Annotated in this window: 12 protein-coding genes; all 12 read right to left on the bottom strand. The window is 43.6% G+C overall.

Annotated features, from left to right (window positions below):
- Positions 1-88: 88 nt before the first annotated feature.
- A complete protein-coding gene (locus tag AB4Z45_RS22390; protein ID WP_076269667.1) occupies positions 89-739 on the bottom strand; it encodes a response regulator transcription factor in 651 nt (216 codons plus the stop codon).
- Entirely contained in the window at positions 717-3,113 is a 2,397-nt protein-coding gene (locus AB4Z45_RS22395; protein ID WP_441911666.1) for an ATP-binding protein, read from the bottom strand. Before AB4Z45_RS22395 ends, AB4Z45_RS22390 begins: the two co-directional genes overlap by 23 nt.
- A 32-nt stretch (positions 3,114-3,145) precedes the next feature.
- Positions 3,146-3,316, bottom strand: a complete 171-nt coding sequence (locus tag AB4Z45_RS22400) for a competence pheromone ComX (RefSeq protein ID WP_339207229.1) — start codon at positions 3,314-3,316, stop codon at positions 3,146-3,148.
- A 129-nt stretch (positions 3,317-3,445) separates the two neighbouring features.
- Entirely contained in the window at positions 3,446-4,375 is a 930-nt protein-coding gene (locus AB4Z45_RS22405; protein ID WP_441911668.1) for a polyprenyl synthetase family protein, read from the bottom strand.
- 48 nt (positions 4,376-4,423) lie between these two features.
- Entirely contained in the window at positions 4,424-4,651 is a 228-nt protein-coding gene (locus tag AB4Z45_RS22410) for a hypothetical protein (RefSeq protein ID WP_441911670.1), read from the bottom strand.
- A gap of 63 nt (positions 4,652-4,714) precedes the next feature.
- Entirely contained in the window at positions 4,715-5,458 is a 744-nt protein-coding gene (locus AB4Z45_RS22415; protein WP_441911671.1) for an ABC transporter ATP-binding protein, read from the bottom strand.
- A gap of 536 nt (positions 5,459-5,994) precedes the next feature.
- Positions 5,995-6,807, bottom strand: a complete 813-nt coding sequence (locus AB4Z45_RS22420) for a class I SAM-dependent methyltransferase (RefSeq protein ID WP_441911673.1) — start codon at positions 6,805-6,807, stop codon at positions 5,995-5,997.
- Positions 6,808-6,911: 104 nt separating this feature from the next.
- Positions 6,912-8,477 carry a 2-isopropylmalate synthase gene (locus AB4Z45_RS22425; protein WP_441911675.1) on the bottom strand — a complete coding sequence of 522 codons (1,566 nt, stop codon included), beginning with the start codon at positions 8,475-8,477 and terminating at the stop codon, positions 6,912-6,914.
- 962 nt (positions 8,478-9,439) lie between these two features.
- Complete coding sequence (gene tsaD, locus AB4Z45_RS22430) at positions 9,440-10,519, bottom strand: tRNA (adenosine(37)-N6)-threonylcarbamoyltransferase complex transferase subunit TsaD (protein WP_441911677.1); 1,080 nt, start codon at positions 10,517-10,519, stop codon at positions 9,440-9,442.
- 2 nt (positions 10,520-10,521) lie between these two features.
- Positions 10,522-11,010 (bottom strand): ribosomal protein S18-alanine N-acetyltransferase, encoded by a 489-nt coding sequence (rimI, locus tag AB4Z45_RS22435; RefSeq protein WP_441911679.1) that lies wholly within the window; start codon positions 11,008-11,010, stop codon positions 10,522-10,524.
- Positions 11,007-11,825 carry a tRNA (adenosine(37)-N6)-threonylcarbamoyltransferase complex dimerization subunit type 1 TsaB gene (tsaB, locus tag AB4Z45_RS22440; RefSeq protein ID WP_441911681.1) on the bottom strand — a complete coding sequence of 273 codons (819 nt, stop codon included), beginning with the start codon at positions 11,823-11,825 and terminating at the stop codon, positions 11,007-11,009. The genes rimI and tsaB overlap by 4 nt, the downstream gene beginning before the upstream one ends.
- Positions 11,822-12,310, bottom strand: coding sequence for a tRNA (adenosine(37)-N6)-threonylcarbamoyltransferase complex ATPase subunit type 1 TsaE (gene tsaE, locus AB4Z45_RS22445; RefSeq protein ID WP_441911683.1), 489 nt, complete (start codon positions 12,308-12,310; stop codon positions 11,822-11,824). The genes tsaB and tsaE overlap by 4 nt, the downstream gene beginning before the upstream one ends.
- Positions 12,311-12,323 lie beyond the last annotated feature (13 nt).

The raw sequence follows: 12,323 nt of genomic DNA on the forward strand, positions 1-12,323 counted from the left end.
CAGCTTAAGGATAATCCTTTAGCTGCCGGTTTTATTCATTCCTATCCTACTTAACCACCTAAACAACCTAGAGTTATCTAACCTAATACTAGTATTGTTCTAAGCTGATCAAGCCTAAACGCTGTGCTTCCTTAATTGCTTCCGAGCGGGACCGCACGTTGAGTTTATCAAATATACGCGACAGCTGATATTCGACATTTCGCTGGCTAACATGAAGCATAGCTGCCAATTCTTTATTGCTAATTCCAGTAGCTACTTCATGTAGTATGGTCTGTTCTTTCTCATTAATAGACACATCTTCAACAGCTACTTCTGTCCGTCCGATCGTTACTTCATGCCTTCTAAGCTGCTTTAACAGGGTGATTGGAATAACCGTGTCCCCTCTCATGGCACATCGAATCGCATTATGAAGCTGTTCTCTTGATACTGTCTTGGAAATAAAACCAGAGACGCCTGATTCGATCAGCAAGTTAAAATGCGAGCCAATCTCATAGCCCGAGTAAATAATAACCTTGCGCTCCGGATCCTGTTGAATAAGACGTTTCGTTAATTCCAATCCACTAATGCCAGGCATATTCAAATCACATAAAATGAGATCAAATTGCTGGATTTGTACAATATCGAGCGCCTCAATGGCGGACAAAACGACCGATACCGACATCTCGCTGTCTTGTTCAATCATTGTTTTGGTTCCTTCTCCGACAGAAGGATGGTCATCAACTAATAAGATACGAATCACGCGATATACCCCTCTCCGATCTACCGGCTGTCATGATCTCTGGCAGCAAGATGACAACCTCTAAGCCGTTACCGCTTTCCGAATAAAATGATATGTCACCTTCCAGACCAGTCACCCGCTCTTTAATGCCTGACAAGCCCATATGTTCAAAAGAAACACTCATTTGATTTACATCCATACCGACACCATCATCTTGATATCGGAAATATATCGTTCCTTTGCGCAGCTCAAGCTCAAGAACAACTAATTTAGCTTGAGAATGTTTGTCCGCATTACGCAGCAATTCCTGTACGATCCGATAAATCGCCGTAATTTGTTCCTCGTTAAGCGGACGATTAAATGATTTTGCACGAAAATCCACTGCAAAGTTAACACGCATTTGAGTATGCTCGATAATCGATTCAACAGCCTCGACTACTCCCATCTCCTTCAAAAGCGGGGGACGCAGTTCATTACAAGTTTCACGAATTTGATGGATAACATCGAGCAATCCTTCTTTAATATCCTCCAGCTCGCGTCCCAAACTATTCGAAATCGGATAGTCCATCATAATGGCTTCAAGCTTCCGGTACCAAAGCAGCTGATCTTGCAGAGCTGAGTCATGCAAGTCAGCAGCAAGTTTTCTTCTCTCGTTCTCAGACAAACAGAATAGAAGGCGCAGCACCCATGGTGAAGTTGAATGCTCTTTGCGAACCTCCGACTCTAAATCCTCAATTAAACCTTCAATTAAATATAGATTCTCAAATACGATGCTGGAATAATTGGACATCGTCTTAAGCCAACGAAGCTCGTCCGAATTAAAGCGCGTATGATTGGTTTTCATGCCGATCCACAAAATATGGTACCTTGACCTTTGTCTGCCTATTACGAGACCGAGTCCATAAGGCAGCTCGATTAATTCGCCTACCTGTAAGGAATTTACAGTTCCGAGCAAAAACTCAGCAGTGATAAGTTCCTCAGGATGATCGCCCATCGGGTATACGGTATTCTCCGATTGCTCAATAAGTAAAAAAGTAATCCGACTAACTGGCAGCAGATCACTAATCTCTTGTTTAAGCACAGCTTCCAAATCGCTTTGCTTCATTACTCTAGCGATTTTTCGCGAGAAACGATCCAGACTATCCTGATAACTATACATCGCCTTAAAGAGCTTAGGTCTGAACCTTTGATCAATTTGTTCCTTCCCATATAAAAACAACGTCATTCCGATGTAAATGACAAAAAATACGCCAAACCACGCGGACCATGACGGATTGTTCTCTCCTAGTAATACAAACGCTACAAGTGCCGCCACAATGACAGCTGGAATAAAGGCTAGCGCCGTATAATATTTAAATCTAGTTAGAATAAAGTCAATATCAAATAATTGATTTGAGGTAGACAGATAGAAATAAACGATAGGTAATAAGAATAGGAATAGCGCAGTAAAAGCGGCTGGAAAAACTTGGTCCTTACCAATAATTTGAGGAAGCAGGTTCATTAATGCAAACGGAGTAAAAGCAACTAGATGCGAGATCAACGTGATTGTGAACAGAGAATGCAACTTTGTACGCCGATGCTTTATAAACTTTCGCACAAGCATATAAACGCATACAAAATTACCTATCAGCACAGAACTGCTATAGGCTATTTGAATATAGGTATAGATATTGTTTGACGCCAAATCTGTCCAGATATAAATCAAGCTTATGATCCCTACAAAACCCACAATCCCATATAAAGTGTTCAATATTGATTTACTAATAAAATGAACATCGAATCGCTTTAAATAAATGTTCATGAAGCTCATAAACAGCAATGGTATGTTGGGTAGAACCAAATAAATAATAGTAAGCCCTACAGAATCGCTTCGACTTGATGCTGCAGAACTATAGTAACTTAAGCCAATCGAAATAAAAAACAAAATAAGAATGATTACAGCCTTATCGTTCCTTCGTTTTGCATACAAAAATCCTGAAAATGCACAAAAAATAATGAGTGAAACACCAGGGATATACAACTGAATCAGCAGCTCCCATAACGAATGGTCGCCTGTCCACCCCTTGGGAAACTCAATTTTCTGTGTAACTTTATCCTTATGTAAAACAAGAACGTAATCTGCGGATTCAATTGAATTATATTTCTTTACATACTCAAACTCCTGTACTGAATTACCGTTTATTTCTAAAATCTGATCGCCTATTTCAATACCTTTTACATCCGCTTGTCCCGCTGGTTCTATCGACTTAACAAAATAACGATTACCTGGCTCCTCCACTAGTACAGCACCGATTGAAGGAATTCTTACGATTACCGAGGTTAAATATAAAACAGAACCTAACAAGACAAACAGGAAGAGGATTGCAACAATTCGGTTAAATAAGTTAGGTCTCATGCACTCCTCTTCCTTCCCTACAAATCAGTATGCTAATTCCACATGTATGCGTAGCCGCTATTTTTTTCGTTTTTGTTCTTTAGTTCGCCAAGAAGAGCGCGTTGTTCAGCAACTGAAACACCTGCTACTTGCATTTGTCCACCCATAGCCATAGACATTTTTTCAGTGTTGCTTACCAACTGACGAATAGCTTCTTTTAACATATTAACTCCTCCGCTTCTCTACTACTATATTAGTAATCTTTTCTTCTTCTCTACTATAACAGGAATAGATACGACAGGAAACGCAAAAGTGATTCGTATTTACCGAAAGAGGTTTTGCGTGGTTTGTTGTTATGCATTTTTAGAGTTTATTATGTGCAAAAATTCCGCTTTCCAAGGACTTATTTCCTGTATGGAGTCTACTAATTCCTCAAAGCGATTATAGTGCATCCGACTCATGACAGAGCCATATAATATAGTTCCTGTTCTTTCACAGGTTTCAAGAAAAAGCTCTCTTTTCATCGCAATTTCTTCGGAAGCTAACCGACCCTCAAAATACTCTTTAATCCAGCGATCCTCTTCTGCTTCTCCTTCTATTAAATACAGAGTAAGCAAAGTGCATTTACGTTGAAGAAAATCACTTTTTTCATCCCATCGCAGCAAATCTCGGAGGTCATTCTGAATTTGAGCTGAAATACCTATTTCTAGCGCATATTCCGCAACGGTTTCATTCCAAGGGCGACCTGCCAACATTACGCCGGCCATACACGCTAGTTGAAGAAGCGTAGCAGACTTTTGTTTTACGACATCCAAATAGGATTCCTCGTCGTTCATTTCATTCACAATATCAAGCATTTGACCATTTGCGGCCTTCAGAAGCTGCGCATTCATCATTTCTGTGAGTGCCAATCGTATTTCATGATTAGAAGTGCTGCATAAGATTGCTTGCTGCGACAAGGTTAGTAGAGAGGATGCTACATGAATGGCTATAGGCATTGGGACTTTCATCCAAGGCTTGCTTGGAACATCCTGATCCTGCAAATCATCCAATATATCCGACGCCAAAATAAATAGTTCGACTGCAGCAGCTGCTTTTATGGGGTCTTCGCCTTTTCCGCCAAACATGCGGTAATGAATAACCGTCAATTGACCAAATCGAATCGTCTCTTCAAGCTTGTCCGCAATAAACTGCTCTGCATAACGTGCAAGAGGCTCAGCTGTAAAGAAACGCTGAACCAATAAACGCATGTGTTGACCAATGAGTGGAATACAATCGTTCACAATCGATCCTCCGCCAAATCAAGATCATTATATTATACTACTAAATCGTTACATAAACATACGCTGAAATACAGTTACAAATCGTCCTAACCGATGTAGTGTCCTTATGCCGTTGCAGTCGCCTCTGCGCTTTTGTTTTTTTTGCTTTTGATCTTCTTGCTTCTGACTCTCCCCCTCATTCATTTGATTGATTAAGTTTGTAATCATCTCCATTCTCTTCTCCAATAGTTTTCTGCGCTCGACTGACGGACTTTCGATGCGATCTCGATGATCCATTTACTAAAAAGCCCTCCTTGAGGAATACATGTGCAATAAACATACTTTTAGTTTTTGTTTTTCTTATATGCTGACACTCCCATTCATCTCAACTGCGTGATGCATATAAACGGCTTCCATTGTCATGCCGCCACCAGGCAGCTGTGCAATAAGTGTAGACGGGTTATCGCAAGTAATGAATTCTCCCTTGCGCATCACGCATACGCGATCGCAATTGCGCTGAATTTCCTCCATATCATGAGAAGCGACAATAATTGTTTTCCCTTGTTGTCTAAGAATCTGCAGCAGTGACCAATAATCACGTTTGGCTTGCGGATCCAGTCCTGTTGTGGGTTCATCCAAAAATATGATTTTTGGATCGTTCACCAATGCGATAGCTAGTGCCGTACGTTGTCTCCAACCGCCTGATAAACGTTTAACTAGTTTATCCGAATATGGACTAAGCCCAAACTGTTCAATGATGTGATCCAAATTATTTTTCCGTTTATAAAAACCTTGGAAAAGCTCCATTGCCTCTCGAACATTCATTTTATCTACTAAGGTTGTGCTTTGCAGATGAATTCCGATGTCTTCCTTCAATTTTTCTGCATCCAGCACCACATCATGTCCATAGATCCGTATACTGCCTTGGTCGGGCATACGAATCCCCATTATCATCTCTAGCAACGTCGTTTTTCCCGCGCCGTGCGTACCGATAATACCGAATATTTCACCTTCGTTTACTTTGAAGGAAACCTGATCCACTGCCTTATTCGCACCATAGTACTTGCTGACCGAGCTTACCTGAATGATCGTTTGCTTATCCATTCCTTGGTTAACCTCCATTCACACTTAAGCATTGTCTATCACTAAAAGCTATAAGGTGAGATTTATGTTTTGGTATGCGTCATAGTTTCAAGATAACGCATACCGTTAACTTTTTCACCGAAAACCTGTCTAGTAATTCACGCAATTTTTTTGCGTGACCGCAATGCTAGCGCAAAACAATAGGAAGCTTACTAATGATTCCAAAAGCTGCTATAAACAACCAATCACCATTATCCACAGAGATATCAACAGTTCTGTATAAATTGTTAGTTAATTCTGTCGATAGTACCTACGTATAAGAGTAGCATTTTAGCGGAATCCGTCGTTTTATAGGTACAATTTCTTACATTTATTTATTTTATCCACGTTATGCACATTATCCACAGTTATACACCGCAAATAATATCCCCTTTCCGTTCACAATATTGATCTTTCGTAAATCCAGTGTTTTCGGGCATTTCACTCTTTTATCCACAAAACGAAGCCTCTTTGTGGATAACTTTGTGCACAACACTAATTTTGGTAATTTTTTATTGCTATTTTCTAATTCCGATGTAAAGCAAATGTGAAGCTGAGCCTAATAAATGAATATTTTCAGCAGAATCATAAATCATTTGCATGTAATCGGAGAATTGTTTGTTTCCCTGAGACCTCCAATAATCGAACTGCTCCGTTGTAAGGGCTCCTGCAACGCTGGAGGAACCAATCAACTTGACCGTTTCAAATCCTTGCGCTTCCATAAACGGCGTAATCGTATCGATATCATAGTAATAGGCTCCCGTGAATCTGCCTTCATCTGAATGATTAAAAACGCCCGAATCCATAAACTGCTGAATCTCATCCATTGAATCGAGAGGCTTCCAGCTTTGCGGATAAGCAAGAGCAGTAAGCAAATGCCTAATACGTGTCATAAAGGCGATAAACACATAACCTCCGCTCCGTGTTACACGATATAGCTCCTTAACCGCCTGTTCACGATCCTCTTCCTTCTGTAAATGATAGAGCGGCCCCATCATCAATGAAGCATCAAATGTCTCGTCGGCAAACGAGCTCAAGCTTCTAGCATCTGCAACGTGGAAACCTTTAAAACGATCTGTAAGCCCAAGCTCCTCTGCCTTCTCAGCGGCTAATTGTACCAGCCTTGGGGTCAAATCTGTTAACGTGACATCATAGCCGCTATCAGCTAGTTCCATCGCATATTTTCCGGGCCCGGCGCCATTATCCAAAATATGTCCACGCGCAGGCAAGTAATTTCGAATAAAATGCCAGTTGACGATAAACTCAAGGGGCGCTCTATCGAGACGCCCCCATTCATCAAACTGATTATAATATTGAATAATTTTACTCATCGCATATACCTCCTTGAGGTTTTATGCCGACAGCAGCGCTTATTCCCATAATAGAGAGAACTCACTCTACTATGGGAAAAGCAATCCGTTGGCCTTATCTGAAATTAGTTGGCAGCTTTAGCTTGGATTTCTTCTACCACTCTGCTTCCTGTCGTCATAACTGCTTGATTGCACGCTGAAACATAGGCTTGAGCAGCTGCAAGCACAATATCACTATGAATGGATGTACCGCGGAATCGTTTCTGTTGATGAATAATGCTGACGACCGCTTCACCGTGCGCATCCTCGCCAGTTGATAGCGAATGAAGCTCCAAATCCTCGAACTCCGCTGCTACTGGAATCGCTTGTTGAATGGCATGGATCACTGCCTCAATGGGGCCGCCTCCCATTGCGATATAAGATTGTTCTACACCAAACTCATTCTCACGAATGGTAACCGTCGCTGTACGTGAAGGCTGCGTACCCGCGTGAACATGCAGATCAACCAGTACATATGGATCTGGCTGCGTCTGTGTCAGCTCACCTGCGATACGAATCAATTCATCATCTGTCACGATTTTTTGAGCATCAGCGACTTCCTTGAATTTATCGTACACATCCTGCAGCTGCACTTCTGTCATATCGATGCCATACTCAGCAAGGCGATGTTTAATCGCATGGCGGCCGGAATGTTTGCCTAATATAATCATGTTCCGCGAAATGCCCATCGCTTCCGGATCCATAATTTCATACGTGTTGCGGTTTTTCAGCAAGCCGTCTTGATGGATGCCCGATTCATGCTGGAATGCATTGCGGCCAACGATTGGCTTATTGTAGGCAATCGGGAAATGCATCGCGCGGCTAACCAAACGAGAGGTTTCATAAATTTCGCTAATTTTAATGTTTGTTTCTGCTTGGATAGCATCCTTGCGCGTTTCTATTGCCATAACCAGCTCTTCTAGAGAGCAGTTGCCCGCGCGTTCGCCAATCCCGTTTACAGTCACTTCAATTTGCGTGGCACCTGCATTAATAGCCGAAATACTGTTAGCTACAGCAAGGCCTAGGTCATTATGACAATGGGCGCTATATCTCACCGTTTCTCCGCCTCTGGCTTGCTTGCGCACCGCGCGGAACAGTTCGCTCATTTCCTCTGGCATAGCATAACCAAGCGTATCAGGCAGGTTAATGATGGTCGCACCTTCCGCAATAACCGCCTCAACGAGCTGAATGACAAAGTCTCTGCCAGATCGTGTGGAATCCATTGCAGAAAACTCGATTTCATCTACGAATTGCTTGCCGTAAGCAACCATATCTCTCGCAATCTTAATGACCTCTTCCCGAGATTTGCGAAGCTGATGATTAAGATGAATATCGGAGGAGGATATAAACAAGTGAAGGCGTCTGCGTGCTGCATCCTGTGTCGCTTTCACTGCAGCGTCAATATCAACCTTTACCGCTCTCGCAAAACCTGCGATCTCTACATGCTGAAGCTCACGTGAAATTTGCTGTACAGCCGCGAATTCGCCTGGGCTGGAAACCGGGAAACCTGGCTCAATAACATCAATGCCAAGCTTGCCAAGCTGGCGTGCAATAATAATTTTACGTTCAGGATCAATCGAAGCACCTGGTGACTGCTCGCCATCACGAAGAGTTGTATCAAAAATTTGGATTTTTTTCATTTCGTTTGTCATTGTTAATTCCTCCTAGGGATTCGTTTGGATGTATTTTTTTAATTTTTGGGTACAAAAAAAAGCGCGACGTCTCCTTGTAAGAGACGACGCGCTTACGCTGCCGTGGTACCACTCTAATTGACCGGTTCTTGCTGCAGAAGCTTAAACAATGCTGCCTTGCAAAAAGGCAATATTGAATAGCTTGCTGCGGGAACCGAGCCCGCTTAAATGCCCGATGACGGCGGCTAACCGTAACGTTGTAGACAAAAACTGTCTTTTATGACAGCTTGCTTCCCACGTTCCGCTCCCAGGCGAGATTCAAACCTCAGCTTCGACTGCGTCACACCACCCCGCAGCTCTCTGTACGATTTCAATTCGTTCATCCGCTTTTGATGAACATATCTTGAAATTCATTTTGCCAGCCTACTGTTCTACTGCTCCTGTTCATTGCGTTTTCACTCTATATGGATTGTTGATAATCATTAATTCGTTAAATCCTTCACTTCAAGACAACAAGAAAAACCTGTCATCTCTTGAATCAAGAGACGACAGGTTATTATGACCCGCGCGGTACCACCCTTGTTGACACCCATACGTTCGCAAACGAGCAGGGACGCCCAACTTAAGCATATGGCCAACTCCGGATGTTGACTCACATGCACCCGATTACGGTGGTTAACCGTAACAATGTACCTGCATGGCTATCAGCATGAACTCATGCTGCCATCGTTTCCACTGTTCCGCTCCCAGGCGAGTTTCAAGCATCCTTCGACTGCGTTGCACCATCCCGCAGCTCTCTTGTATCATAACGACGTATGAATGATGCACATTCATATTGACGTTTCAGACATTCCCGGACAAGCTTTACTATTCCTGTTCTTTGCGTTTGTAACGTATGAAGTTGAAGTTTGAAGTATTGTTGCTTATTATATGCTCTAATAAATTGTCTGTCAATTCCAATTGAAAATATTTTTTATTAACCCCTATTCGGCCAATGAATGCGGCATATTGCTCACTGACCAGCTCTCAAGGGATAAACCAGGATCAGCTTTCATGTCAAGATCTGTAAATTGCGACCGTTTTAACTTCAAATAAGCCGCTGCTCCAATCATTGCAGCATTATCTGTACACAACGAATTTGGCGGTATGAGCAGAGGCACACGTTCTGACACGCACTTTGCACTTAAAGCTGCCCTCAAGCCCTTATTCGCTGCCACACCGCCACAAAGCAGCAGCTGCTTCGCACCATATTGTTTGACTGCGCGCAGAGCTTTTGTGACGAGCACCTCAGTGACTGACTCTTGGAATCCGCGAGCAAGTGCCGCCTCATTCAAGACTAAACCTTTCATTCTCGTCTGATTAATAACCGCTAGTACTGCTGATTTCAAGCCGCTAAAGCTAAAATCATAGCTATCCGGTTCCAGCCATGCACGAGGCAAAGTAATCGATTCCTCTGCTTCGACTGCAAGCTTGTCGATATGCGGTCCGCCTGGGTAAGGCAAATGCAGCGCCCGCGCTACCTTGTCATACGCTTCACCGACTGCGTCGTCCCTAGTACGGCCAACGACTTGGAAATCACCTTCACTTTTCAACAGCACTAACTCTGTATGGCCCCCCGAAACAACTAGCGCCATACATGGATATATAATGTCATGAACGAGCTCATTTGCATAAATATGACCTGCAATATGATGCGTACCGATCAATGGAATATCTAATGCCATAGACAGGCTTTTGGCCGCTACAATACCTACGAGCAAAGCACCTACAAGACCGGGACCTTGTGTGACTGCGATAGCAGACATATCCTTTAGCGTCAGCCCTGATTCCTTGACAGCCTGTTCTATTATCAATGTAATCGACTCTACATGTTTACGTGATGCAATCTCGGGAACTACACCGCCGTATCGTTCATGGATTTCAATTTGGCTGGATACGACGTTCGATAAAATATGTTTTCCACCGCGAATAACCGCCGCTGACGTTTCGTCGCAGCTCGTTTCGATCGCCAAAACAAGATCATTTACTGGCCGTTCATTCACTGCCTGTTTCGATTGATTCACATTCATTGCTCCCTTACCTTCAACCGCTCTTTGTCTAGCTCAGCCCACATTATAAGCGCGTCTTCATTGTTGTCCGAGTAGTACCGCGGGCGTACGCCGGCAGGCTCAAAACCGTATTTCCGATAAAGGTTTTGCGCAATTTCATTGGAGGGACGAACCTCTAGCGTCATCTTTACCGCGCCAAAGAAAACTGCTGTCCGCTGAAGCTCATTAAGCAAGCAGTTTCCTAAACCTTGCCCGCGATAATCTGAGCGTACCGCAATATTCGTTACATGTGCTTCGTCCATAATAACCCACATGCCGCCGTAGCCTATTATTTGATCCTCATATTCCATAATCATATAGCGAGCAAATAAGTTGTTCATGAGCTCATTCGTGAATGCTTCCACAGTCCATGGACTCGTAAAGGCTTCCTGTTCAATCGCAACGATAGCGGGTATGTCTGCCATGGTCATCGCTCGAAAAATGAGTTTGTTCACTTCTAATTTCATGCCTTAGCTTCACCTGCCTGCTTTGCCTTCCATACGACCTCAGCCTCAGTTAGCTGAGTGTAGTTAGGAATAAGAGTATGCGGATCTTCTAATAGACCTGACTGCAGTCTTTTGAGGCCAAGCTCTGCTATCCATTTGCCCTCTTGGATAAAGGGTTGAAGCTGAACGATAACGCCTGCTGCCTCGCCAATCTGCTTCAAGCGGATCGCGCTTTCTTCGTGAAGCGACAGGTCGCCGACGAGTGAGATGCTCCGTATGCTTCCAGCCGGCAAATTCGCTAATCGCTGCTCAAGCTGATCTACAAAATCCTTCATAATACGAACGCCATCATCCAGCCAGCGAGCCCATTCAGACGCATCCGTCATCGAGAAAGCCGATGTATACACCTGACCGCGCCTTGCATCCATAATCGGAAATACCCAATGCTCGCCATTACGCGCTTTCTCCAGCTCCGCACTTCCGCTCACCTGCTGATGCCAAGCACCATATGCTATGGCCTCCAAGCTGGACACGCTCACCAGCGGCTTGTTCCATACCCATGCCAACGTTTTTGCTACAGAGATCGCGATACGCATTCCTGTATATGATCCTGGTCCATTCCCAACCGCAATCGCCTCGATGTCCGTAGTAGCAAGGCCACTTTTTCGCAGCATTTCTTGAATATGCGTCACAACGTGTACAGAATGGTTTCTTTCCGCTAACGTTTGAATTTCCGCAAGTACCTCATGACCGCTAACGATAGCAGCTGCCATCGACGCCGTGGACGTATCTAAAGCGAGTATCGGTCCCGTTTGATTTCTCTGCTCATTACTCATCTGTCTGCTCCTAACTTGCTTAAAACTTCACACCAGCCTGCGTAAATATCACCGTAGCCGGTCAATTGTATACGCCGTGCTTCATCGCCAAGATGCTCAATATACAGCTCCAACCGCTCAGCTGGCAGCAGCTCCTTAATCAAGCTAGCCCATTCCACAATCGTTACGCCTTCGCCATAAAAATAATCATCCAACCCAAGCTCATCCGCTTCCTCCAGCGACAGCCTGTAGACATCCATATGATAAAAGGGAAGCTGATTCCCTTCATATTCTTTTATAATTGTAAATGTTGGACTATTCACAATGCCTTTCACACCGATTGCGCCTGCAAAAGCTTGTGAAAATCTAGTTTTTCCCGCACCCAGATCACCATCCAATGCAAGCAATGTACCTGGTTTTACCCAAGCTGCAAGCTGTTCGGCTAGCGTTACAGTGTCTTGTTCCGTTTGTGCCAGCCAAGTGGCATGGCTTATCTGTTGTTGCATGCTATTCACCCGT

It is taken from the genome of Paenibacillus sp. MCAF9 (genome assembly GCF_052114265.1).
Classification (GTDB): Bacteria; Bacillota; Bacilli; order Paenibacillales; family Paenibacillaceae; genus Pristimantibacillus.

Bases quoted from the DNA above. Each gene is read 5' to 3' on its own strand.
- AB4Z45_RS22395 (WP_441911666.1), bottom strand. From the start codon at position 3,113: ATGAGACCTAACTTATTTAACCGAATTGTTGCAATCCTCTTCCTGTTT.
- AB4Z45_RS22400 (WP_339207229.1), bottom strand. From the start codon at position 3,316: ATGTTAAAAGAAGCTATTCGTCAGTTGGTAAGCAACACTGAAAAAATG.
- AB4Z45_RS22410 (WP_441911670.1), bottom strand. From the start codon at position 4,651: ATGGATCATCGAGATCGCATCGAAAGTCCGTCAGTCGAGCGCAGAAAA.
- AB4Z45_RS22415 (WP_441911671.1), bottom strand. From the start codon at position 5,458: ATGGATAAGCAAACGATCATTCAGGTAAGCTCGGTCAGCAAGTACTAT.
- AB4Z45_RS22420 (WP_441911673.1), bottom strand. From the start codon at position 6,807: ATGAGTAAAATTATTCAATATTATAATCAGTTTGATGAATGGGGGCGT.
- AB4Z45_RS22425 (WP_441911675.1), bottom strand. From the start codon at position 8,477: ATGACAAACGAAATGAAAAAAATCCAAATTTTTGATACAACTCTTCGT.
- rimI (WP_441911679.1), bottom strand. From the start codon at position 11,010: ATGAAATTAGAAGTGAACAAACTCATTTTTCGAGCGATGACCATGGCA.
- tsaB (WP_441911681.1), bottom strand. From the start codon at position 11,825: ATGAGTAATGAGCAGAGAAATCAAACGGGACCGATACTCGCTTTAGAT.
- tsaE (WP_441911683.1), bottom strand. From the start codon at position 12,310: ATGCAACAACAGATAAGCCATGCCACTTGGCTGGCACAAACGGAACAA.